Source organism: Accumulibacter sp. (assembly GCF_036625195.1).
In the GTDB taxonomy this organism is placed as follows: Bacteria; Pseudomonadota; Gammaproteobacteria; order Burkholderiales; family Rhodocyclaceae; genus Accumulibacter.
On sequence record NZ_JAZKUG010000001.1, the window covers coordinates 1,640,848 to 1,665,000 of the forward strand.

General features: G+C 62.4%; 16 protein-coding genes, 1 tRNA gene and 5 pseudogenes. 7 read left to right on the forward strand and 15 right to left on the reverse strand.

Annotated features, from left to right (window positions below; genetic code table 11):
- The first annotated feature begins 409 nt into the window (after positions 1-409).
- The 4 genes from ltrA (at position 410) to V5B60_RS07060 (ending at position 4,029) form a co-directional block, all read left to right on the forward strand.
- Positions 410-1,780 carry a group II intron reverse transcriptase/maturase gene (ltrA, locus tag V5B60_RS07045; protein ID WP_332346349.1) on the forward strand — a complete coding sequence of 457 codons (1,371 nt, stop codon included), beginning with the start codon at positions 410-412 and terminating at the stop codon, positions 1,778-1,780.
- A 647-nt stretch (positions 1,781-2,427) separates the two neighbouring features.
- A complete protein-coding gene (locus V5B60_RS07050; RefSeq protein ID WP_332346351.1) occupies positions 2,428-2,871 on the forward strand; it encodes a hypothetical protein in 444 nt (147 codons plus the stop codon).
- A 90-nt stretch (positions 2,872-2,961) separates the two neighbouring features.
- A complete protein-coding gene (locus tag V5B60_RS07055) occupies positions 2,962-3,243 on the forward strand; it encodes a hypothetical protein (RefSeq protein WP_332346352.1) in 282 nt (93 codons plus the stop codon).
- Between the two features lie 150 nt (positions 3,244-3,393).
- On the forward strand, positions 3,394-4,029 hold the full coding sequence (locus tag V5B60_RS07060; protein WP_332346354.1) for a hypothetical protein: 636 nt from the start codon (positions 3,394-3,396) through the stop codon (positions 4,027-4,029).
- A gap of 184 nt (positions 4,030-4,213) precedes the next feature.
- Here the strand turns inward: V5B60_RS07060 and V5B60_RS07065 are convergent.
- From V5B60_RS07065 to V5B60_RS07075, 3 genes and pseudogenes are all read right to left on the reverse strand, one after another.
- A pseudogene (locus V5B60_RS07065) lies at positions 4,214-4,363 on the reverse strand (IS1595 family transposase); the annotation flags it as partial.
- Positions 4,364-4,367: 4 nt separating this feature from the next.
- Positions 4,368-5,621, reverse strand: coding sequence for an ISL3 family transposase (locus tag V5B60_RS07070; protein ID WP_332346356.1), 1,254 nt, complete (start codon positions 5,619-5,621; stop codon positions 4,368-4,370).
- Between the two features lie 103 nt (positions 5,622-5,724).
- On the reverse strand, positions 5,725-6,636 hold the full coding sequence (locus tag V5B60_RS07075; RefSeq protein WP_434735365.1) for an IS1595 family transposase: 912 nt from the start codon (positions 6,634-6,636) through the stop codon (positions 5,725-5,727).
- 173 nt (positions 6,637-6,809) lie between these two features.
- Between V5B60_RS07075 and V5B60_RS07080 the strand changes: the two genes are divergently transcribed.
- Entirely contained in the window at positions 6,810-8,033 is a 1,224-nt protein-coding gene (locus V5B60_RS07080) for a hypothetical protein (RefSeq protein WP_332346360.1), read from the forward strand.
- A gap of 362 nt (positions 8,034-8,395) precedes the next feature.
- On the opposite strand, the gene V5B60_RS07085 is transcribed toward V5B60_RS07080, so the two are convergent.
- The 3 genes and pseudogenes from V5B60_RS07085 to V5B60_RS07095 form a co-directional block, all read right to left on the reverse strand.
- A protein-coding gene (locus tag V5B60_RS07085; protein ID WP_332350461.1) for an IS3 family transposase occupies positions 8,396-9,531 on the reverse strand; the annotation gives its coding sequence in 2 pieces (ribosomal slippage) (positions 8,396-9,264 and positions 9,264-9,531; 1,137 coding nt in all).
- A gap of 90 nt (positions 9,532-9,621) precedes the next feature.
- Positions 9,622-10,286: pseudogene (locus tag V5B60_RS07090) on the reverse strand (recombinase family protein); the annotation flags it as partial.
- Positions 10,283-10,918: pseudogene (locus tag V5B60_RS07095) on the reverse strand (DUF2924 domain-containing protein). The pseudogenes V5B60_RS07095 and V5B60_RS07090, both read right to left, overlap by 4 nt.
- A gap of 124 nt (positions 10,919-11,042) precedes the next feature.
- On the opposite strand from V5B60_RS07095, the gene V5B60_RS07100 reads away from it, so the two are divergent.
- Together V5B60_RS07100 and V5B60_RS07105 are read left to right on the forward strand one after the other, a co-directional pair.
- A complete protein-coding gene (locus V5B60_RS07100; protein WP_332346362.1) occupies positions 11,043-11,723 on the forward strand; it encodes an SOS response-associated peptidase in 681 nt (226 codons plus the stop codon).
- Complete coding sequence (locus V5B60_RS07105; protein ID WP_332346364.1) at positions 11,720-12,235, forward strand: hypothetical protein; 516 nt, start codon at positions 11,720-11,722, stop codon at positions 12,233-12,235. The genes V5B60_RS07100 and V5B60_RS07105 overlap by 4 nt, the downstream gene beginning before the upstream one ends.
- Positions 12,236-12,262: 27 nt before the next feature.
- On the opposite strand, the pseudogene tnpC reads toward V5B60_RS07105, so the two are convergent.
- The 9 genes and pseudogenes from tnpC to glk form a co-directional block, all read right to left on the reverse strand.
- Positions 12,263-13,866: pseudogene (gene tnpC / locus V5B60_RS07110) on the reverse strand (IS66 family transposase).
- A gap of 40 nt (positions 13,867-13,906) precedes the next feature.
- Positions 13,907-14,209 (reverse strand): annotated as a pseudogene (gene tnpB, locus V5B60_RS22165) (IS66 family insertion sequence element accessory protein TnpB); the annotation flags it as partial.
- Positions 14,209-14,514 carry an IS66 family insertion sequence element accessory protein TnpA gene (tnpA, locus tag V5B60_RS07115; RefSeq protein ID WP_332346366.1) on the reverse strand — a complete coding sequence of 102 codons (306 nt, stop codon included), beginning with the start codon at positions 14,512-14,514 and terminating at the stop codon, positions 14,209-14,211. The pseudogene tnpB and the gene tnpA, both read right to left, overlap by 1 nt.
- 176 nt (positions 14,515-14,690) lie before the next feature.
- Complete coding sequence (locus tag V5B60_RS07120) at positions 14,691-15,731, reverse strand: DMT family transporter (RefSeq protein ID WP_332346368.1); 1,041 nt, start codon at positions 15,729-15,731, stop codon at positions 14,691-14,693.
- Positions 15,732-16,040: 309 nt separating this feature from the next.
- Positions 16,041-16,116, reverse strand: a tRNA-Phe gene (locus V5B60_RS07125).
- Between the two features lie 156 nt (positions 16,117-16,272).
- Positions 16,273-18,288, reverse strand: coding sequence for a glycogen debranching protein GlgX (gene glgX, locus V5B60_RS07130; protein ID WP_332346370.1), 2,016 nt, complete (start codon positions 18,286-18,288; stop codon positions 16,273-16,275).
- Positions 18,276-20,459 carry a 1,4-alpha-glucan branching protein GlgB gene (glgB, locus tag V5B60_RS07135; RefSeq protein WP_332346372.1) on the reverse strand — a complete coding sequence of 728 codons (2,184 nt, stop codon included), beginning with the start codon at positions 20,457-20,459 and terminating at the stop codon, positions 18,276-18,278. The genes glgX and glgB overlap by 13 nt, the downstream gene beginning before the upstream one ends.
- 15 nt (positions 20,460-20,474) lie before the next feature.
- Positions 20,475-22,922, reverse strand: a complete 2,448-nt coding sequence (locus V5B60_RS07140) for a glycogen/starch/alpha-glucan phosphorylase (RefSeq protein ID WP_332346373.1) — start codon at positions 22,920-22,922, stop codon at positions 20,475-20,477.
- A gap of 23 nt (positions 22,923-22,945) precedes the next feature.
- Complete coding sequence (gene glk, locus V5B60_RS07145; RefSeq protein ID WP_332346374.1) at positions 22,946-23,911, reverse strand: glucokinase; 966 nt, start codon at positions 23,909-23,911, stop codon at positions 22,946-22,948.
- Positions 23,912-24,153 lie beyond the last annotated feature (242 nt).

Below are 24,153 nucleotides of genomic sequence, written 5' to 3' on the forward strand. Positions count from 1 at the left end.
CAACCCCTCATCGGGTTGGTCTTTTTTTTGGTGCGCCCAGCATGGGCGCACTCTTGCGGGTGCAAGTCCCGCCGTAAGTTGATCACAGCGAACGAAGCGAAGCGCAACTGCCTGAGGGCGACCGATGGTGGGAAGGAAGCGTGGAGCGAAACTGCGAGCCGATGAACAAGAACCGGATAGAAGGCGCTGCCGAGCAGGGCGAGCGGGCCAGAGACCGCGAAGCTCTCGTGATCCAGGCGAAGTGGCGTAGATTCGGCGGCTGTGCAGGGAAGGAGTGCGTTCTTACCTGGGGAGCTCTCGCCTTATGGCTGAAAGGCCGACGGAGACAAGCCGGAGCGAGAAGTCAGCAGAGGCCATAGTAGCCGCCGGTAGCGGGCGAAGGGTCGAACGAGTAGGAGGGCCGACGGCCATGTTGCTTGGAAGTGCAATGCATCAGAAGCTCGGGCAACCGGGGCGCAAGGCGGGAGGGCGAGGTGAAGCCAAGCCCGAAGCGTTGCGTGATGAAGCACGGCCGGCGCGACAGGGACTCGAAGGTTCAGGGCGAGATGAGCTGCTCACGCAGGCGCTCGCGAGCGCGAACATGGTAATGGCGTGGAAACGCGTCAAAGCTAATCGCGGCAGTGCTGGGGTGGATGGACGGACGATTGTCGAGACGGCGGCGTACCTGAGAACGTACTGGCCGGGGATTCGGGAGGCATTACTGAACGGCAGTTACCGGCCTGAGCCAGTGCGGCGCGTACAGATTCCGAAGACCGGTGGCGGGATGCGGGAATTGGGGATTCCGACGGTGACGGATCGGCTGATCCAGCAAGCCCTGCTGCAGGTCTTGCAGCCGATGATTGATCCGACGTTCTCCGAATACAGCTTCGGCTTCCGACCCGGACGCCGTGCGCACGACGCCGTGCTCACGGCGCGGCGCTACGTGCAGGACGGTTACCGGATGGTGGTCGATGTCGATTTGGAGAAGTTCTTCGACCGGGTCAATCACGACATTCTGATGGAACGGTTATCGAGGCGAATCGACGACAAGGCCGTGCTGCGGCTGATTCGTCGTTACCTTGTGGCCGGCATCATGGATGGCGGCGTGGTCATGCAGCGGTACGAGGGGACGCCGCAAGGCGGCCCGCTGTCGCCGCTGCTGGCTAATGTGTTGCTCGACGAGGTGGATCGTGCGCTGGAAACGCGTGGTCATCGTTTCGTTCGCTATGCCGACGACTGCAATGTCTATGTGCGCAGTCGGCAGGCCGGTGAGCGGGTACTCAATGGGCTGCGCCGACTCTATGAGCAACTTCACCTGAAGGTGAATGAAGCCAAGACGGCGGTTGCACCGGCATCTGGTCGCAAGTTCCTGAGCTTTAGCTTCTGGTATGGTCCAGGTGGCCAAGTGAAATGCCGGGTTGCCGACAAGGCAAAAGAAACCTACAAGCAACGCATCCGACAACTGACGCGTCGCTCGGGCGGGCGTAGCCTGTCGGACGTAGTGGAACGGCTCCGGACTTACATGCCGGGCTGGAAGGGATACTTTCAGCTTGCGCAGACGCCGAAAGTGTTCCGCGAACTCGACGAGTGGTTGCGTCACCGGTTGCGTGCTCTGCAACTCAAGCACTGGCGTCGGGGTACGACGATGTATCGGGAATTGCTGGCGTTGGGTGCTGCTAAGCCGGATGCCCATCGGATCGCCGCAAACAGCCGTCGATGGTGGCGTAACAGCTGCTTCGCGCTGAATCGTGTGATGCCGATCGCTTACTTCGACCGACTCGGCGTGCCGCGTCTCTCATAACCTCAACTACTTGAACCGCCCGGTGCGGACCCGCATGCCGGGTGGTGTGGCAGGGGAACGGTCAGGTACTCTGACCGCCCCTATGCCGATCGTACTCCTGCGTGCTGGCGCGCGTTCGTGCGGCTTCCTGCGGACTTCGGCTCTTCGCTCGGGCGCCCGGATTTGGCCGTTTCCACTCTCTCCTGGCCATTCTTCTCTCCGGCCTCGCTGCCCGCTTGAGGCCGAAGTCCACGAGTGCGTCAAATTGCCCCATTACGAATCAACAGCTTACACGTTGTTCAATCAAGCGGTTTATTGGTGGCATTGGTAGCCGGAGGGGACAGGGGTGCCGTTCCGGCGAAGGGGAAATGCTGGATCCGTGACTGGTTGGCACCCCGCTGCCGACCAGCCTCCGACCTCGAGTGTCGCCGGTTCGAGCGTCTGCCCGTCAGCCACCGAGGCCATTGGCGCCTTGTCGAAACGCCGAAGAATTATCGTTTTCCAGCTCGCATCGCGCCCTGGCGCCAACCCGACCATCGACCTCTATTGGCTTGCTCATCGCACCAGAAATACTGCTACGGCTGGCGTGGAATTTCCTATACTGAATTTAGTCGGCATTCAGTTGGAGAAAGCTGACAGCGGCAGCCATTGAGAAAGGAGACCCAGTGATGCAATCGTCCCGGCAAAGATTCGTGCACCTGGCGTTGCTTCTTGTAGCGCTTTCGGGTTGTGCAAATGTCCCAACCACGGTCGATCGCGACAGGTTGGCCGGATTACAACGCGGTGCATCGTTCGAGGAGGTGGACGAGGCGCTCAGCCCAGCGAAGCCTTCAGCACGCGCGACGTTTGAGCTCGACGGCCAAGCCTATGAGGCGCAGTGGTATGGATTGATCACCGGCGCCAGCCAGCAAGTGACGATGACCTGCGGGAAATACGGTTGCATCCCCGTCGTCTATCCTGTTTTTTCCACAAGCCCATTTATGGTCATCTTCGTCGGGGAGCCCAAGCGCGTGCTGACTTGGGGCTTGGAAGAAGAACTCGGCAAAACCGACGATCCAGCGCTCGTCAAGGCCGTGCAGGAACTCAAGACACGCCGCATGAAGCCTCAGTGAAGGGGGTCGGACGGGATGGTGTACCGCCGCGCTTGGAGGACGCTGGCCGCTCTGGCCATTGCCATTGTGGCCGTGGCTTGCACCCCCAGGTTGACCAGTCACCACCTACCACTGCTCGCCAAGGGCATGCAGGCGTCGGATTTTGAGCGTTGCGTTGGTGTTGAGCCAAAGACGATGCGCGTCGTCGTCATCGACGGCGTCTCGCATTCGATGCACGGCTACGCGATCCACCACGCTGGGACGCTCGGGGCGTACTACCTAGCTTACGCGCCAGACGGCCGACTACGGTACTGGGGTTACCCGGACGAATACAACCGTAGCACCGATTCACTGCTCAACCGCCTCATGAGCGCGGTGCAGGGACGCAAGTAAGGTGGAGAGGGATCGCTCTTGAGCCCAGTTGCAGGCAGATAGCCACAAAGGTTATGTTGGTGATTCAATTATGTGTTCCGCAATGACGTCCGGTCCCGAACTCAACGAGCAAGAGCTTGCTGCACGCGCCAAGCCGCCAAAGGAATCGCGATGAAATTTCTCAAGACGCTGCTCCTCTTTTCTTGTTTCATTGGCTCCCTTTCTGGCTGGGCTGCAGCAAATGCAGATGAGACCATCTACTTCACAGGTAAATCGTTCCAAGACAAGCGAGACGGAATCCAGTTTATAAGACCCGAGCCACCGGAGGGTGATGAATTTTTCACAATATCCAGCAGTCACTTCCATTACTTCCTTGTGCTTCCCTATTCCGATGAATGGAGATTCACTCTTGACGACACAAGCCTGCTCCGAGGCACTTGTGGAGCGTTCAACGTGACTCTTTTGGCAAGAGAAAGCGATGAAACACCAGAGCAGGTGCTGAAACAGCACAAATCTTACATTCTGTCAAATCCAAAAACCAAGGGTATAAAGGAGATAGAAATAATTAAGCACGGAGGCATATCGGTGCTGCGGAACACCGTAGACTTAGAAGCTTTATCGGGGCTCGAAAAGTATCGTGGCTTTGAAATACGCCATTTTTTCGTAGCAAGAAAGTGGAAGAGGGAGCTGTTCTTGCTTCACCTGTCAAAGACAGTGTCTCCAGGGGAGGCATTTTTGGAGGATAAGCATCTGTTCATGCTAACCAAGGGCTTCGACGTAGATTTCATGCGAGAAGGCGAACAGTGAATAACCCCGAACCCCAATACAGTCAAATGAAGCACCAGCAATGAATAGGAAACTGCGTGGCTCGTCTTTGAGGGATTAAACTACCAAGTCTGCTCACACGCCAATTTCCATTGCTCGCGATCGGTAGGAAATACCCCGCCTGAAACGGCAGTGGTCAGACGTTGCACTACAATCAAATTCCTGATTAGCAATGAGTCTCAGCCAAGCGAATCGTGTGCTCGGGGTGGGCGTCACAGCGAGCAGCGGCGATGAGGAGCCGCTGATGCAAAGTGCTGAGGTCGAATCGACGGTTGAAGCGGTAGGTGAATGCCGCCAGGTATCGAGCGGAATACTTGGGTTTACTCCGTTTTGTGTGGAACGAGGGCGATCTGGGCAAACGGCGGGGTGGGCAAGTGAGTGAGTTTTCCGGCAACGAGATAGGCCATGGCGATGAAGTTTTCGACGCGGCGGTAGCCGCGGGCGCGGGCTCGCGCTTCCTGAAGTGCGCGGTTCATGGCCTCGACGCGACCGTTGTGCTTGCCGGCTTCGAAGCCGTTGAGGATGCCGGTGAGGTGAGTGGTGAGCGTTCGGGCCAGGCGCTTGAAGGGATCGAGTCGACAGCGCCTGGCCCAGCTGAGCCAGCGTTGGAAGAGGGGCCGGGCTTCGTCAGGCGATCGGGCCGTTGCGTAGATGGTGCGCAAGGCCTGCTTGATGCGCCAAGCTCGCGCGGTCTTGAGGTTGGAGCGCTGCAGCCAGTGCATGGTCTGGAGTTGCGGGATCGTCCAGGCGGAGGGATTCTTGAGCAGACTCCAGCGCGTCCCCTTGAGTTCGGGCTGGCTCTTGACCTCGGCGCGTCGCACCTCGTCGAGCGCCTTGCTGCCGAGTGCGACGACATGAAAGCGGTCAAAGCAGACGGTGGCTTGCGGGAAGTGCTCGGCGGCGCCGGCCTGAAACGAACGGCTCATGTCCATGCTGACATGCGTGACCGCTTGCGGCTGACCGCCATGCACGCTCAGGTCCTCGGCGAACCGCTCCAGGCAGGACTTGTCCCGGCCGGGGGTGGCAAAGATCAGGCGCTGCGCATCCAGATCATAGAAAACAGAGAGATACTGCTGGCCCCGCCGGCAAGCCGTCTCATCGATTCCGACCGTGCGCACCCCGGCGTGCGACTCTCTGGCACGGGCCTTGCCGACATGGTGCTCAATGACCCGCCACAGCCGACGGGGCGGTACACGAACCAGGCGGCCAGCGGCGAGCACCGACATGGTCGGCGCGAGCATCAACGTCAAGGCTTCGAACAGGAGCGTGAAGCGACTTCCCTCACGTGCCCACGGCACGGGAATCTGCGTCACCTTCCCGCAGCCCGAGCACGCCACTCGCGGCACCTCGGCATGCAGGTAGGCCTCGTACTGGAAGAAGTCGAGATGTCGCCAGGAGCGCGCCAGTCGATCATGGAAAGGTTGCGCCGCCGCTCCACAGGCCGGGCAGATGTGCCGGCTGCCGCCAAACGTCACTTGAAAGTCAATCCGGCCGGCCTCCCGGTTGAAGTCGACCTGCTTGACCTGCCACGGAGCAACCAGGCCCAGCGCCTGGGTGAAGAGCATCTCGATCATGACCTATCCCGACACAAGCAAAAGGCCGCCATTGTCCTCCAGGCCGATGGCGGCTGTCTGCCACCATCGGCCTTGCGGAAGCGTTGGCGAGGGTACGACGATGTCAAGGGTTCGGCTTCGCCCGGACTTCGTCCGCCCTTGACATCGTCGTACCCTCGATGCCCATCCACCGACGCCGTTTCCACACGAAACGACATAGACCCGAATACTTCCGGAAGTTGAATGCATGATAGCTACCGGTCAGGCTGGTCTTGAGATTGCCCAGAACGGTGTTGATCCACTGGAACTCCGTCAAGTCTTTCGGCTTTCGTCCGGCGACGACGGTTGGCTGATGGATGCACCCGGCTTCGGTGACGGCAGTGAAGTAGGCCAGACCATCAGAAGACACGGTGCTGCCTGGAGCCAGATGCGTTTTGGCCCAGGCCGCGATGGCCTTGAGGGTGAAGCCGGGCACCGGCGAGAGCGTGACGCGCAAGGGATGCCCGTCGTCGGTGAGCGAGAGCGCGGCGACGAAAGGGATCTTGTTCTCGGAGCCACGACCAGCCTTGCCGCCGCTGCGCTCGCCTCCAAGGTAGGCATCATCGACTTGGACCTGCCCTTCGAGAACGTAGCGCTCTTCGCGCTTGGCCATGGCGCTCATCAACTTGTGCTGAATCAGCCACGCCGTTGGGTAACTGACGCCCAACTGCCGCTTGAGGGCGAGCGCGGACAACCCGGTCTTCGCCTGGCTGATCAGGTAGATGGCCAGAAACCAGATCGTCAGGCTGAGCTTCGTGCCCTGAAAGACCGTACCGGCAATCAGCGAGGTCTGATGTCGGCAGGCGTTGCACTGGAACAGCTTGCGGCTGCCTGCGCGCAGCACGCAATGGGCCGAACCACCGCAGCACGGGCAGCGAAAGCCGTCCGGCCAGCGCGCCTCCACAAGCGCCGTGTCGCATTGGGCTTCCGTTCCGTACCGTGCGAAAAAGTCGGGCATCGACAGACCAGGTTGAAACTGAATTCGGTTCATTGCCATGACGGGATCCTTTCGCCTAGAACTGTATGTCTGTACAGTATAGCGCGCTCGGGAACCCATGGGTACGTATTGCTGAGGATTATTGCTAATCAGGATCAAATTTGTATATCTGGGAACGGAACCGCTCGGCATGCTCGTCGGTGGGCCCGTGGACTGTAGGAGAGACAAGCACTGTGTCGGACACTATCAACAAAACACGTATGGCCATGTCGGCTGTACTGGAAGCCGCGAGCCGTCTGGCCCGAGCATTCGTCCTCGCGCTCCTTGGCGGCGCGGTGCTCCAGATTGCCGTTGGCTGTGCTGACATCGGAGAGTCCGTGGCTGCGGACGCCACCCCATCTCTGCTCATAGTCTATCCAAATCAGGTCTTCTCGACGGGCAAACCCGGTCAGCTTGGCCTCTACATTGAGGGCGAAGACTGGCATGTGCTGGCCGATATGCCTGGATTTGAGCACCAAGAACTCCCGTTTACAGGGCCGTCGCAGTTCCTCTTCATGCGGAACGACACTTCCGGAACAACGGCCACCGTTTTCGCGGAGCGGATCGACGGTGCCAACAGTGAGGAGTCTTGTCGAAGGCATTACGCGCGAGGTGTCCAAGAGGGGCGCGATCGGACGGCGAGCTTTGTTGGTGACAAAGGCAAGGTGGGCGAGGTGGCCGAAATCGAAGCGCACGGAAAGACGCTTCTGATGTACGACTGGTCGATCTCCGAGTTCGGGCCCAAAAAGGTCAAGTTTTGGCGAAGGACCATGTACTGGTATCCCTACTACCGTGGCTTCTGCTTTGACTTCCATTTCAGCGTCGCCAGCGCTGCTGTCCAGGACGACGTGCTCAAGGTTTTCGACTCAGTCACGTACGTAGCACACAAGCCAATTGAAGAGATCGATCGCTTGTTCTACTTCGACCGATTTCGGATTCGTCTGAGCATTCCGATCGATTGGCAATACGCGTCTCGCCCGCCGCCTCCCGGCCCTCGCGGCGGAATCGAGCTCCTTCCTGCTTATGGCCAAGACTTCTCGTTCCTGGTCATTCCCCACGGGGGGATACGGCCTTCTGGCCCGCAACCGAAGGACATGGCAGAGGAGTCGCGCATTCGCCTCGCCTCTCGCGGAGTGCCTGTCTCTGGCGTGAGCGAGGTATGCACGGGGGACACCTGCCTCTACTCTTTTGAATACACCGACAGCCGATGCGATAGGCCAGACCCACGCTGTTTTCCGTATTGGAGACAAATATACGCGAAGATTGGTGATGAGTTTTTGGGACTCTCGTCAGGGTACCGGAACACGGGCAAGGGTGCTGCGGACCGCATCGCCGCAGCGTTTAGCCACGCAAAGGTTCTCGATCTGGAGGAAGCTCGTAAGGCACCCACACAGGGTGAGGGCAAGACAGCGGAGTGATTTCAAGCGGGCAAGAGCTCATGGCCACGCGAATTCCATGCTCAAGACTCCTGAGTCGGCGCATACCCAACCGCGCCAGCCTCACTTGGTCGGAGAGAAACGTTCGAGCGTCTTTCAGAGGTGGCCCCGCTTGTTTGGACAGCAAAGGCTCTTCGATAAGTGGAGCCCTGCCAGTTCCGGTCGGCTGACCGGTGATGCGGTTGGTTTTGACCTTCTGGGATTTTATCCGAACCGAATAGAGCTCGGTGGAGCTTGTGGGCGAAGGGACGTGCGGTGGGAAAGTCGCCAGACTTTTCCATGGCAAGCGGCCCGGTGCGCGCTAGCGCATCGTCCACAAATCCACGGAGCCCCTTCCCCATGCCTTACGCCGCGGCTCGGATGGCCGACGCGAGGGCAGCGAAGTAGGCGGTGTCCGGCGTCTTGCCGTCCAGGGCGCGATGCGGTCGGCGCTCGTTGTAGAAGCGGACGTACGTGGTCAGGTTGGCTCTTGCATCGGCGACGCTGTCATAGGCCTTGAGATACACTTCCTCGTACTTGAGCGTCTTCCACAGGCGCTCGACAAAGACGTTGTCCCGCCAGGACCCCTTGCCGTCCATGCTGATCCGGATGCCGTGCGCCTTGAGCATCCCGGTGAATTCGCCGCTGGTGAACTGGCAACCCTGATCGGTGTTGAAGATCTCCGGGCAGCCGTGCCGGTGGATGGCTTCCCGGACCGCGTCCAGACAGAAGTCGGTCGTCAAGGTGTTCGACAGCCGCCAGGCGAGCACCCGCCGCGAGTACCAGTCGATCACGGCGAACAGGTAGAGGAAGCCCCGGCGCATCGGAATGTAGGTGATGTCCGCCGCCCACACCTGGTTGGGCCGCTCGACGGCAAGATCGCGCAGGAGATACGGATGAATTTCGTCGCCGCGCCGCCGACGAGAGGTGTTGGGCTTCCGATACAAGGCCTCGATGCCCATGCGCGCCATCAGGGTGCCGATGTGTCGGCGGCCGGCCCGGAAGCCCTCGGGGCGCAGCAGATCGCGCAACATGCGGGCGCTGGCGAAGGGGTGCTCCAGATGCAACTCGTCGATCCGGCGCATCAGCGCCAGATCCTCCGCCGAGACCTCGCGGGGCGTGTAGTACGCGCTCGAACGGGCCACCCCGAGGAGGGAGCACTGATGCGCGACAGGGAGCTTGTGCTTGCGGTCAATCATCTTCTTGCGCTCAGCAAGCCCGCCTTGGTGAGCGCATGTTCCAAAAAATCCTTCTCCAGCGTCAGCTGTCCGATCTTGGCGTGCAGTTTCGTCAAGTCCGGATCGCTGCTCGCAGGAACGCTGGTATCCCCAAAAACCTGGACCGCACGCTCCGTCAGCTGCCGCTTCCAGTCCGTGATCTGGTTCGGGTGAATGTCGTACTGCTGCGCCAGTTCGGTCAGCGTCTTGTCGCTCTTCAGCGCCGCCAGCGCCACCTGCGCCTTGAATGCCGGCGTGTGGTTCCGCCTCGTCCTTCTCGTCATGCTCTCGCTCCTGTTGGGGCTGCTTCCGCAGCCGTTCAATGGGGCAAGGCTACCACTTATCCTGCTGTCCGAAATTCCGGGGCCCCCTCTATCCTTAGTGGTCCAGGCCTTCGAGGTAACGCCGTCCAGTTTCAACTTGTTGAACAGGGCGGTGCTGGAACCGAGTTCGACAAAGCGCCGGAAGATGTGCCGTATGAGTTTGGCTTCCTGCGCATTGGGCACCAGGCGCCGGTTCTCGACGTCGTAGCCCAGGGGTGGCACGCCGCCCATCCACATCCCGTTGGCCTTGCTGGCCGCGATCTTGTCGCGGATGCGTTCACCGGTGACCTCGCGCTCGACTGCGCAAACGACAGCAGCACGTTCAGCATCAGCCGGCCCATTGAGGTGGTGGTGTTGAACTGCTGGGTGACGGCGACGAACGACACCTTGTGGCGCTCGAAGACTTCGATCAGCCGGGAGAAGTCGCTCAGGCTCCGCGTCAGGCGGTGGATCTTGTAGACCACCACGGTGTCGATCTTGCCGGCCTCGATGTCGGCCATGAGGCGCTTCATTCCGGGCCGCTCGAGGTTGCCGCGGGAGAAGCCGGGATCGACGTAATCGTCGGGAACGGGGATCCAGCCTTCGGCCCGCTGGCTGGCCACGTAGGCGAAGCCACACTCCTTCTGGGCGTCATTCGAGTTGAAGGATTGGTCGAGGCGTTCGTCAGTCGACACGCGACAGTAGACGGCGCAGCGTTTCGGGGCCACCGTGTTCATCGCCGCTCCTTCTTCAGCCCGAAGAACGCCGGCCCGGACCAGTGCGTGCCGGTGATCGCCTTCGCGGCGGCGGATAGGCTCTTGTAGCGCTGGCCGTCGAGTTCGTATAGGCCGTCGGCCATGAAGGTGAGGCGGTACTCGCGCTCGTCCCGTTCGCGGATCAGGACCGTGCCGGGCATCAGGCGAACTGCGGCACCACGGCCAACCTTGATCTTCGAGAGGCGCTCGCCGCAGTCGCCGAGTCGCGCCTTGATCACCTTCGGCAGGCCGCCTTAAGCGACCTCCTGGAGGCGATGGGCGAGGCGACTCTCGAGGTAACGCCGGGTGACGCGGACCGGCCGGCGGGGGAAGTGTTCGTCCCATAGAGTCCACAGGCGATCCAGGGGCATTTGAGGCAGTGCCGCGAGCTGCGCGGCGACGGAGGGCAATGTCATGGTGGTACTCCCGGTGTTGAGGGAGTTGTATGAACGCGCTCGGGCGCGGAAAAGCCAAGCGAAACGTCGCTCGGCACGGGCTGCTTGGCGTGGAGTCGGGCGACCGCTATCCCAAGCAGGCTGGCGATCTCGGTGGATCGCTCGCGTGGCGACGTCGATTCGGGTAGAGTGGGTTTGGCGGTCATCTTCGTTCTCCATTCAGGTGGTCCAGACCGTCAAGAATGATATGACCACAGAGTTTTCGGCGCAGGGTGTTTTGGAGTAGGCGTGAGCAAGAGAGCGGAGAGTCACACAAGAAACCTCGTGTTGGCGGGGTGTTGAGATGTGCGGTCGGTATGCCCTCCATGGCCCGAGTTCCCGCATTCGGGAGCAGTTCGATCTCAACGGCGAGTTCGAATTCGGGCCGCGCTACAACATCGCGCCGACCATGAAGGTCTTGGTTGTTCACCCAGGACAGCGCGGCGAGCGAGTGGCGAGCACCTATCGCTGGGGCCTCATTCCCTGTTGGGCCAAGGATGTCTCGATCGGCGCCAAGCTCATCAACGCGCGTGGGGAGACCGTAGCCGAAAAGCCAGCATTTCGTGCCGCCTTTCGTCGCTGGCGATGCATCGTTCCGGCGAGCGGTTTCTACGAGTGGAGGGCGGTGCAGGAGGCCGGTCGCACCATCAAGCAACCGTACTTCATTCGCCCGCGAGAGAAAGGCGACCTGTTCGGGTTTGCCGGGCTCACCGAGCGCTGGGTGTCGCCGGAGGGCGAAGAGGTTCGCACGTGCTGCATCGTCACGACGGACGCCAACGAGTTGATGATGCCAATTCACGACCGGATGCCCGTGATCCTTAAAGCCGACGATTACGGGACCTGGCTGGAGTCGGACCACACCGAAACGGGCAACTTGTGCGCGCTGCTGCGGCCCGCCGGCGCGAGCGGCATGATCGCCTACAAGGTGTGCCGGGCGGTCAATTCGTCCCGAGGTGAGTCGGCGACGTTCGTGGAACCAGTATGAAACAGCGCTTACGGCCAAGCGTCACTGAACCAGTCGTCCTGATGTTCTCCCGCAGCCAAGTCGAAGCCTGCAACGTCGACGCACCGCTGCAACTCTTGCGCCGTCTGACCGAAGATCGCCAGACGGCGATCGACTCTTGCGGCCGGATTAGCCTGGTCGTCGACGGCTACAATGACGATCCGCGTGAGCTGTTCGAGGTTCCTCAGGTACGCGCCTACATTGGGCGCCTTGACCAAGCATGGCCCTACTGGTTCTTCTTCCTGCCCCAAGTCGACGGTTCGATCAAGCTTCTGGAGAGCTGCTTGTGCGACACGATCGAGGTCGTTCCCGGCGTGACGTCGATCGACTTTGGCCAACTGGAGCGCTCGCTGGCGCGGCACTTCATCGCGATGCATCGGCTACGCAAAGAGCTGGACCTGCCAGAGGAGATCTGCGAGGAAGTCGCCGAGGGTATCATCGGCATGTTCCGGAATGCCGCGGTCGAGAAGATCGAGGGGGATGAGTACCGGTAACCGGTAACTCTGCGGCGTTCGCCCCGCCTACGGAGCCTGCCGGTGTAGGGGAGAGCGCAGCGGGTTGGCGGCGAAGAGCGCTTTCCAGCGGCGGGGCGTGAGTTCGTGGACGCGTTCCGCGGGATGCTGTCCGATACGTTGCAGGACATCGACCAGATAGTCGTAGGGGTTGATGCGGTGCAGTCGGCAGGTGACGATCAGGCTCTGCAGGAGTCCGACATGCCGGGCACCGAGTTCGCTCCAGCAGAACATCCAGTTGCGGCGACCCATCGGAATCACGCGCAGGGCGGGTTCGAGATGATTCGTATCGATCGGCACGTCCGGGTCGCTGAGGAACACCTCCAGGCCGAAGCGACGGTCGCGTGCATAGGCCAGGGCCTTGGTCAGCGGATTGCTCGGCAGCAGACCCTGTGCCGCGAAGCGTTCGTCGATCCAGGCGAAGAAGCGCTCGACGACTGGCTTGGCATGCGCCAGCCGATGATCCTTCTTGCGCTCGCCCTTCAGGCCGGCCTGGCGGATGTCTTCCTCGACCTGATACAGCTCGCCGATCAGCGCCAGCGCGTCGGCGGCGGCTTCCGGCTCGGCGGCCTGCGCCTCGAAGAAGCCGCGGCGGGTATGCGCCCAGCACTGGGCATGAGTGATCCCGGTCTTCGCCGCGTAGTGGGCATAGGCGTGGTAGCCATCCGACAGCAGCACCGCCCGCTCGGCAGGCGTCAGCCCCAGCGCCGCCTCGACGTGCTTGATCTCGCGGCTCTCGAAGAAGGGAAAACAGATCTCGTCGCGTTCCCCATGGACGGGCCAGAAGTAGCCTCGCTTCAGCTTCCCGGGCACGCCCTGTCCGGCCTTGATCGGCGTTTCATCCATCGCCTTGACCCGGGACTCGCGAATCGACGCCCACTGCGCCTCGTAGATCGCCTCGAGCAGGGCCGCCCCTTGTTGGGCGATCTGCGTCAGCCACGGCCGGCTGAGGGTGAAGCCCGCGTCGGCAAGGCGTTGGTGCTGGCGATACAGCGGCAGGTGGTAGGCGAACTTGTCAATCAACAGGCCGGCAACGAAGCTCACGTCCGCCCGGCTGCCGTCGATGACGTTGCTCGGTGCCGGCGCGCAGACGAGCATCTGGCTGGCCCTGATCTTCACCACGGGCCGCCGATACTTGATCACGACGTAACTCCCCGCTGCGCCAGGCGGTAGCTCTCCTTGTGACGGATGATCTCGTAGTCCTCGGGCGAGAGGCCATGGGTTTCCGGTGCAGACAGTTCGACGACCTCGATCGGCACGCGGGTCTCGTCGAAGAAGGGTACGGACTCGTCGTCGTTGCGCCGGCTGGGCGCTTTGCGGGTATGGGCGACGACGGGATGGCCTTTGGCTTCCGGCGCTGCCGGCTCGCCGGGCCATTCGCCCAAGCTCATCTGGCCGGGGCTGCCGATGTCGATGCGGCGTTCGCTCTTCTGGCCGAAGAGCTGTCGCTTGAACCAGCCGATCTGCTGCCTGAGTCCGGCGATTTCCTGGCGCTGGACGGCGCCGGTCTTCTCCCATTCCCGGCAGGCAGCGGCGAGATCGAGGACGTTCTGCGGGCTCAAGGTCGCGGCGTCTTCGAGGCTGAAAAGGGCGGAGCAGAGGGCTGGATTCATCTTTGGATGACAGGTGGTAGCGCTTCCGGGTGCGCCCCGGTTCGATGCCCTCAAGGAGGTGTTTCAGGCCAGTCCAGTCGGTTTCACGGGTGCTCGCCTTCGACCAGTCGCGAATGAAGCGGCCCGCCTCGAGACGCTTGGCCCAGACGCAGAAACCGCTGCGGTCCCAGTAAAGCACCTTGACCAGTGTCGAGCGCCGGTTGAAGAAGACGAACAGTTGTCCGCTCACGGGGTCCTCGCGCAGCGCGCTGCGCGTCAGCGCAATCAACCCGTCGAAGGATTGGCGCAGATCGGCCGGGCGACCATGGACCTGCACGCGAATTTGCGCTTCCCGGAAGAACATCAGCCGCGAACGAGCGACAGCTGCAGACCTCCGCCGAGGTCGAGGGTCAGTTCAAGACGCGCAGCCGACGGGGGCACGCGCTGCGGAACGCCCGCGTCGAGGAAGGCGGCCGGCACCGCCCGGTCCGGTTGGCTGCTGCCGGCGGCCCGTAGGTGGCTTCGCCAGCGATGGAAACTGGTATCGCTGATTCCTTCCCGCGCGCAGAATTCAGCAATGCTCAAGCCGCTCCCGTCAAAGCGCGACAGCAGCGCCCGCCACTGCTCCGCGCCGCGCTTCACCCGCAACCTCCTGCTCGTCGTCTCCATCTCTGCTCTCGATTCCGTCGTCCGAGGAAGGCATTCTCGGCCGGGCGACAAGCGCAGGGAAGAACGCCGGCTGGTTACCGGTTACGAAGGTGGTGCGCCGCCCTTGGCCTAGTGGTTGGGAAGATCAGTCGAAGTTGGTGAACTCCCTCTGACCGCAGAGCGGGGGCAACAGTCCGTCAGTGCGCATGGCGATGATGAACATCGGGGAAATGTGGGTGTTTGTGGGTCACCAAGGCGTGGGAGTGCGGGTGCGAATGCGGCTCCTGACCATGCCAAGCGAACTCGTGATCATGTTGGTGATGTTCGTCGTGACGATGGGAGTGACTGTGGTCGAGTCGCTCGTGGGAGTGCTCGTGTTCGTGCTTTTCAGTGAGGTGTAGCCAGACGCCCCAAACCATCAGTGCACTGGCCAGCCAGAACACGGGACTGGCAGACTCGCCGAGAACCGTAAGAGCAATCAGAGCGCCGACGAAGGGGGCTGTCGAGAAATAGGCCCCTGTTCGCGCCGTACCAAGTCCACGAAGGGCTAGCACGAACAGTACCAAACTTACGCCGTAGCCCATCAGCCCGACTGCCATCATCGTTGCGGTCAGTGCAGGGACGGGGAACTGCTCTCCCATGGACAGTGCAAGGGTGCAGTTAACAAAGCCCGCGATCAAGCCTTTGCTGCTGGCGATGAACAGAGCGTCCGACGCAGATACCTTGCGCGTCAGGTTGTTGTCGATTGCCCAGCACCCGCAGGCCAAGGCTATCGCGAGTGGGCCGAGCCAGTTGTCGCCGTCAGACTCTCCGAGCGGCCAGGACAAGATCACTCCGCCAGCGACGATGGCGACCATACCCAAGACGATGCGCCGGTCGGCATTCTCCTTGAACACGAACCAGGCAATCAGCGCCGTCAATACCGCTTCAAGGTTCAGCAGCAGCGATGCGGTAGATCCACTGGTGCGGGTCAGCCCGAACATGAGAGCGACGGGACCTAACATGCCACCGAAGAAGATAGCGCCCAACAGCCAAGGCCATTCCTGACGCGCGATGCCCGAGGGAAGCCACCCCCGGTCACGGATCGCCCGGGCAACACCAAGGCCGATGCCGCTGCCCAAGTACAGCAGGCCGCCCAGAATTAAAGGCGACGTTTCCCCAATCAGCAGCTTGGCCAAGGGTGTACTGGCACCAAACAGAACGGCAGCTACCAAGGCGTAGAGAGCACTCTTATGCATGGGGTGGAATTGTCCTCGCTTTTGCCGCCGATTGACACCACGCTCGTTATGCTCAGCGTGTCTCGGTCGCTTCCGCCCCAGGAGTTGCCAAGAACAACCGCCTGCCCGCAAACCCGCACCATTACAGGAAGTGGCCTCGCGCGCGCTCGCGAGACTACCAGATAAAAACGGAGAACAGAGAGGCCGTGAAGGGCCAGAAACGAGGGGATGGGACGAGTGCCGCTCGCGAGGCAAATCCGCGAAGCCCGGCCCGGACTGGCATTGCGGGCGGATACGAAAAAGCCCGGAGCGAGTCCGGGCTTTGGAATATGGTGGCCAAGCGCGGAATCGAACCACGGACACGCGGATTTTCAGTCCGCTGCTCTACCAACTGAGCTACTTGGCCAACGAGGACGGCAGTATAGCCAATCGCTCTCGCGGCGTCAAAAAAAGAACGCTCGCGGCGCTCCGGATGTGGCGGGCCGAGGGCGGGTCCTCGCCAGCCCGCAACGGTCTCGACCGGCATTGCCTGTCGCCCGACGACGGGACAGGCATTCGGCGTTCACCAACGACAGAGGATCTGGAGGCTGCGTGCGGCAACCGGGGTCGTCCTTTCCCGCTGGCAGCTGGCGAAAGCGGCCTCGGCGTTGCTGTCGCAGATCTGTTGCCAGTTGCCCGCCGGAAGCAGGAAGGAAACCGGGATGTCGTCGCGGTTGATCAGGCAGAGGAGATCCGCAACGGCGGCATCCCCGTCGCGCTGCTCCTTCGACGCCGTCAGGTGCAGCCCGAATGCTGCCAGTTTTTTCGACTGCCAGTCGCCGACGCGCATCGGCCGACCGGCCGGGTGCCACCAGGTCACGTCGGGGCAGGCATCCGCCGCCGTGGTCTCGCCGGTTAGCCAGCGTTGCTGCCGCAATTGCGGAAAGCGCCAGCGCAGCGCGATGAGGCCGGCGACGTAGTCGATGAGACTCTCGTCGGTACTGCGCCAGTCGAGCCAAGTCATCGGGTTGTCCTGGCAGTAGGCATTGTTGTTGCCCGCCTGGCTGCGTCCCAGTTCGTCACCGCCCTGCAGCATCGGCACTCCCTGCGCGATCAGCAGTGTCGTCAGGAGGGCGCGTTGCAGTCGGCGGCGCCGTTCGAGTACCGCCGGATCATGGCTTTCGCCTTCCTCTCCGCAGTTCCACGAGCAGTTGTGGCTGTGTCCGTCACGGTTCTCCTCGCCATTGAGTTCGTTGTGCTTCTGCTGGTAGCTGAGGAGGTCACGCAGGGTGAAGCCATCGTGCGCGGTGATGAAATTGACGCCGGCCTGTGGTGGCCGTCCCGTTGCCTGGAAGATCTCGCTCGAGCCGGCAAGCCGCTGCGCCAGTTGCCCGGCGCTGGCCTCGCCAGTCAGCCAGAAGGCACGCACGTCATCACGGAAGCGGTCGTTCCATTCGCTCCAGCCGGGAAGGAAACGGCCGAGCCGGTAGCCGTCGGGACCGAGGTCCCATGGTTCGGCGATCAGCTTGACGCGCTGCAGCACGGGATCCTGCCTGAGCGCCGGCAGGAAGGCGCTGTCACGGGTCAGCGCGGCGGCGAGGTCGAAGCGGAAGCCGTCGACGTGCATCACCTCGACCCAGTAGCGCAGTGAGTCCATCACCAATTGCAGAACGCGTGGGTGGGCGAGGTTGACGGTGTTGCCGCAGCCGCTGAAGTTCTCGTAGGCGGCGAGGTTGTCCGGTGGCAGGCGGTAGTAGCTGCGGTTGTCGATGCCGCGAAAGGAAATGGTCGGGCCCCACTCGTCGGTCTCGGCGGTATGGTTGAAGACCACGTCGAGAATGACTTCGAGTCCGGCGGCATGGAGCGTACGGACCATGCTCTTGAACTCGGCGATCGCCGATTGGCCACCGATGCGCGCTGCGTAGCGAGGCTCCGGAGCGAAAAAAGCGAGCGAGTTGTAGCCCCAATAGTTGACCCGCCCCTCATTGACCAGCCGCTGCTCGTCGAGAAAGTGATGGATCGGCAGCAGGTTGATGGCAGTGACGCCCAGTCGTTGGAAGTGTTCGATCAGTGCCGGGGTCGCGAGGCCGGCGTAGCTGCCGCGCAGCACCTCGGGAACACCGGGATGTTGCCGGCTCATCCCCTTCACGTGCGCTTCGTAGAGCACGGTTTCGGACCAAGGCGTTGCCGGTGGTGAGTCATCATCCCAGTCGAAGCGCTCGTCCACTACGGCGGCGGTCAGCAGATGGACCGGGTCATCGTGTGCCGGCCAAGAGAAGCGGCCCACTACTTCGCGTGCGTAGGGGTCGAGCAGCAATCGCCTGCCGTCAAAACGATGCCCTTCTGCGGGCGCGTTTCTGCCATGCACGCGAAAGGCATAACGCAATCCTGGACCCGCGCCAGGAAGGTAGCCGTGCCACACCTGGTCGGTGCATTCGCGCAGTGGCAACACGCGCATCTGCTGGCCGTCGACGAGGCAGAGTTCGACCCGTTCGGCGTGCGCGGAAAAGAGTGCGAAATTGACGCCGGAGCCGTCCCAGTGACTGCCGAGCGGCCACGGCCGCCCAGCAGCGAGCAACCGGCCGCTCAGGCCGTCCATTCGAAGTACAGTGCCGCGAGTGGCGGCAAGGTCAGATTCAGCGACAGAGTGCGACCATGCGCGGTGACCTCCTCGGCAAACAGCGGCTCCAACCCGTTGCCGACGTTGCTGCCGCCATAGTGCTGCGAGTCGGTATTCAGTCGCTCGCGGTACATTCCCGCCATCGGCACGCCAATCCGGTAACCATGGCGCACGACGGGCGTGAAGTTGCCGACATAGAGCAGGGCGCGCGAACGGTCACGACTCCAGCGGACGAAGGCGACCACCGAGCACTCCGCGTCGTCGGCAGCCACCCATTCGAAACCGGCGGGTTCGAAGTCGATCTGGTGCAGAGCCGGGTTGCTGCGGTACACCCCGTTGAGATCGCGAATGAGATCGTGCACGCCCGCGTGCAGCGGAAAGTCGAGCAGTCCCCAGTCGAGCGAGGTGTCGTGATTCCATTCGTTCCACTGACCGATCTCGCCACCCATGAAGAGCAGCTTCTTGCCCGGGTGGGCCCACATGAAGGCATACAGCGAACGCAGATTGGCGAACTTCTGCCAGTAGTCGCCCGCCATCTTGCTGATCAGCGAGCCCTTGCCATGGACCACCTCATCATGGGACAGGGGCAGCACGAAGTTCTCGCTGAAGGCGTACATCAGGCCGAAGCTGAGCTGGTTGTGGTGATACTTGCGATGTACCGGATCGCGCGTCATGTAGTCGAGGACATCGTGCATCCAGCCCATGTTCCACTTGTAATGGAAGCCGAGGCCGCCCATTTCCGGCGGGCGGCTGACCATTGGCCATGCCGTGGATTCCTCGGCGTGTGTCGAGGCGCCCGGATGTTCCTGGCCGAGCACCTCATTCATGCGGCGCAGGAACGCCACGGCCTCGAGATTCTCGCGACCGCCGTGCACGTTCGGCAGCCATTGCCCGTCTTCGCGGCTGTAGTCGCGATACAGCATCGATGCGACTGCGTCGACCCGCAGTCCATCGACCCCGTAGCGCTCGATCCAGAACAGGGAGTTGCCGATCAGATAGTTGCTGACTTCTCGGCGACCGAAGTTGTAGATCAGCGTGCCCCAGTCCTGGTGCATTCCCTCGCGCGGGTCGGCATGCTCGTAGAGTGCGGTGCCGTCGAAGCGGCCCAAACCGTGCTCGTCGTTCGGAAAATGCGCCGGTACCCAGTCGACGATCACGCGCAGACCCGCAGCGTGGCAGGCGCGAACGAAATCGCGGAAACCGTTCGGTGTGCCGTGGCGGGCGGTCGGCGAGTACAGTCCGAGCGGCTGGTAGCCCCACGAGCCGTCGAATGGATGTTCGGAGACCGGCAGCAGTTCGAGATGTGTAAAACCCAGGTTGACGACGTAGGGGATCAGCGTTTCGCTCAGCCGTTGCCAATCTGGAAAGCCGCCATCATCGGCCCGCCGCCACGAAGCCAGATGGACCTCGTAGATCGACATCGGCGCATCGAGCTGGTCGCCGGCCGGAATCGACGAAGCTTCGACGGGTGGCGGGAGGGCGCAGACGACGGACGCGGTCGACGGGCGCATTTCGGCCTGGAAGCCGTAAGGGTCTGCTTTCAGCGGCAGCAGATGGCCCTCGCGTGATCGGATCTCGAACTTGTAGTGCGCACCGGCCGCGACGCCGGGCAGGAAGATCTCCCAGACGCCACATTCGCGGCGCAGGCGCATCGGGTGGCGACGGCCGTCCCAGGTGTTGAAGTCCCCGACGACGCTGACGCGTTGCGCGTCAGGCGCCCAGACGGCAAACGCGGTTCCGGCAACGCCGTCGATCTCACACAGGTGGGCGCCGAGACGCTCGAACGGGCGCAGGTGCGAGCCTTCGGCGAGCAGCCAGACATCCATCTCACCAAGAACGGTCCAAAAGCGATACGGATCATCGGTCTCCTGTATCCCCTCCTGCCAGCTGATTCGCAGGCGATAGGGAAAGTAGTTGCGGCGGCGGGGAATCGATCCCTCGAAGAAGCCTTCCACGTCCTCGATCCGCCGTTGTTCCAGCTCGGCGACCTGGCGGCCGGTCTTGGCGTCGACGACGGCAACCGCGAGCGCGCCGGGCTGCATGCTGCGCACCCAGAGTTTTCCGTCGGCGTCGGTGTGCATGCCGAGGACCGCATAGGGGTCGCTGTGTTGTGCCCGGTAGAGGGCGATGATGTCAGCAGAGTCAAGCATGCGAGACGTCCTTACTCAGTTTGTGCCGATGTGCCAGGTGTCGTTGGCGTAGTCGCGAATCGTCCGGTCAGCGGAAAAGGGACCCATGCCGGCGACGTTGATGATCGCCTTGCGCTGCCATTCGTCGCTGTCCAGGTAGAGTGCGTCGACCCGTCCTTGCGTCGCCACGTAGTCTGCATAATCGGCGAGCAGCAGGTAGTGATCGCCGTAGTGCAGCAGGCAGTTGAAAATGTCGTGGTAGCGCGAACGTTCACCCGGCGAGAAGAAGCCCGTGTCGATGCGGTCGAGTGCCTCCTTCATCGCGGGATCGCCGTGGTACAGAGCCAGTGGTTGATGGCCCGCCTGCCTGATTGCGTTGACCTGGGCCGTGTTGTTGCCAAAGATGAAGATATTCTCGGCGCCGACGTTGTCGCGGATTTCGATGTTCGCACCATCCTCGGTGCCGATCGTCAGCGCGCCGTTCAGCGAAAGCTTCATGTTGCCGGTGCCCGAGGCTTCGGTTCCGGCCGTGGAAATCTGTTCCGACAGGTTGGCTGCGGGCATGATCAATTCGGCGATCGACACGCCGTAGTTGGGGATGAACACGACGCGCAGCAGATCACGCGTCCGCGGATCGTTGTTGACCACTGCGGCCACGTCATGGATCAGGCGAATCACCTGTTTCGCCATGTGGTATGACGAGGCCGCCTTACCGGCGAAGATCACGCTGCGCGGCGCATAGTCGCTCGCCGTACCGTCGAGCAGCGCGTTGTAGCGGGTGATGACGTGCAGCACGTTGAGCAGTTGCCGCTTGTACTCGTGAATCCGTTTCACCTGGACGTCGAACAGGCTGTCCGGGTCGAGGTTGACGGCCAGTTCACGTGCCACATAGTTCGCCAGGCGCAGCTTGTTGCCGCGCTTCGCGGCCGCGAAGGCGGTGCGGAAACCGGCGTCGTCGGCGCTCGCCCGCAACTCCTGCAGGCGATCGAGATCGAGTCGCCAGTCTTTGCCGCCGAGTCTCTCGTCGAGCAGCGTCGACAGCGCCGGGTTGGCCTGCGCCAGCCAGCGCCGTGGCGTGACGCCGTTGGTCTTGTTGTGGAAACGCTCCGGGTAGAGGCGGGCAAAGTCGGCGAAGATGGTTTGCACCATGAGATCCGAGTGCAGTTGCGAGACGCCGTTGACGCGGTGGCTGCCGACGATGCAGAGGTTCGCCATGCGCACCCGCTTGTCCTTGTCGTGGCCGCCGCCATCGTCGATCAAGGACACCCTTCGCATGAGGTCGATGTCCCCCGGGTAGAGGCGAACGACCTCGTCGAGGAACTCTTGGTTGATGCGGTAGATGATCAGGATGTGGCGCGGCAACACGCGCTGGATCAGCGTCACCTTCCAGGTTTCGAGCGCCTCCGGCATCAGCGTGTGGTTGGTATACGAGAAAATCCTGCGGCATTGCTCCCAGGCGGCAGCCCAAGGCATTCCGTGATCGTCCACCAGCAGCCGCATCAGCTCGGCGACGCTGATCGCCGGGTGGGTGTCATTGAGGTGGATCGCCACGTGCTCGGCGAGGTTGCTGAAGGTGCCATGCTCCGCCTGGTGACGTTCCAGGATGTCCTGCAAGGATGCAGAAACGAAGAAGTACTCTTGGCGCAGGCGCAACTCGCGGCCGGCCGAGGTGCTGTCATTCGGGTAGAGCACCCAGGAAATGTTCTCGAATCGGTTCTTGAACTCCGCCGCGCGTTGGTAGTCACCGGTGTTGAAGGCGCCGAGGTCGATTTCCGATGGCGCAGCCGCTTTCCACAGGCGCAAGGTGCTGACTCTATCGGTCCCGTGCCCCGGGATGACGTAGTCGAAGGCCTTCGCCTCGACCGAGTCCGCTGCATGCCATTCGGCCCATTCTCCATGATGTTCGCAGGTGCCGCCGAAACGAACGGTGTGGTGCTTGTTGGCGCGTGGGAACTCCCACGGCGACCGGTCCTGCAGCCAGGCTTCGGGTTTCTCGATCTGTTGTCCGTTGAGGATCGACTGTGCAAACATGCCGTACTCGTAACGGACTCCATAACCCCAGGATGGCAGCCCGACCGTGGCCATCGAATCGAGGAAGCAGGCAGCCAGGCGACCGAGGCCGCCATTGCCCAGTGCCGCATCGGGTTCACATTCCATCACCTCCTCGAGTGACGGGCCCGGTGGCGTGAACAGGGCTGCGGTCTGGTCACGCAGGCCGATGGCCGAGAGCGCGTTGTTCATTGCCCGGCCGATGAGGAATTCCATCGACAGGTAGTAGATGCGGCGGGCCTTGTTGTTGCGGTCGGCATTCTGGGTCCGCACCCAACGCTCAGCCAACTGCTCCCGTGCCACTTGCGAAAGCGCGAGATAGAGGTCGGCCCGGGTGGCGCGGGTCGGCTCGGCCGCGATCGTGCCGACGAGTTTCTGCTCGACTGCGCAGCGCAGCTGTTCGCTCTCGGAAAGGGGGGGGACGGCGTTGGACATCAGGCGGGTACTCCAAGAAAGGTTCATCGGCAACCCTCGCACGTGGCCAGGGCCTGAGCAGCACCCAGCAGGGCGGGTGCAGGCGAAAGGATGACATAGGTCGGAACGGTGGCCAGATAGGAAGCGAAGCGCCCCTTGGCCTCGAACCGCGCGCGGAAGGGCGAGCGATCGAAGATTTCCCCCAGTCGCGGAATGATACCACCGCCGACATAAACGCCACCCCGTGCGCCGAGGGTGAGCGCCAGATTGCCGGCCACCGAGCCGAGCAGTGCGCAGAAGGTGTCGATCACCGCAGCACATTGCCGGTCGTCGCCGGCGACGGCGCCCGCGACGATCTCGACGGTGTTCAGGGGCACATGCGTGCGCCCGTCGACCATCGCGACCAGACGATGCAGCAGCGGCAGGCCGCTGCCAGAAAGGAGTCGCTCGGCCGAGACATGCTCGAACTCGCGCCAAGCGAGCGCCAGGATCGCCGCCTCGCGGGCGTCTGCCGGCGCAAGCGAGCAATGGCCGCCTTCACCGCTCAGGGGCAACCAGTCGGCGCCATGATGGAGCAGGCCGGAAACACCCAGCCCGGTCCCAGGGCCGAGGACCGCTTTGGCCGCGCCGGGGGCGGGACTCCCACCGCCGACCTGTCGCAGCTCGGCAGCGGGAAGACGGGGTAGCGACAGGGCGAGCGCGCTGAAATCATTGAGCAGCAGCAACTTGCGCAGCCCGAGCCGTGCCGTGATGCTCTCGCGCGAAAAGCTCCAGGCAGCGTTGGTCAGCGCGACCACCCCATCGTGTACCGGCGCCGCAATGGCGATTGCAGCGGCCGATGGGGTGGGGATCGCAGATGCTGCGAGATATGCTTGCATCGCCTCGACCGGCCCGGCGAAGTCTGCTACCGCCATGACCTGCAAGCGTTGCGGCATGTTCGCTTCGTCGAGCAGTGCGAAACGGGCGTGGGTGCCTCCGATGTCGCCAACGATTCCAATCGGCAGCTTCATCGGCGCCGGCACCACTCGGTAAGGGCCTGAGGGCGCTGCGAACGGCGCATGCGCGGCGGTCTGCCTGCGTCGATGTGAGCGATGGTCATGGGCTTCAATGGGGCGAAGTCTCCGCCTGGCGTGTGTGGTGATGGTCGTGCATGCCTTGGTCAGGGGCCGGGATGCCAGGCGGCAACCCGTTTTGGTGGAATCTTCGCATCAAACGCGAGATTAATCAAAGACCCTGCTAACATCGCCCAAGT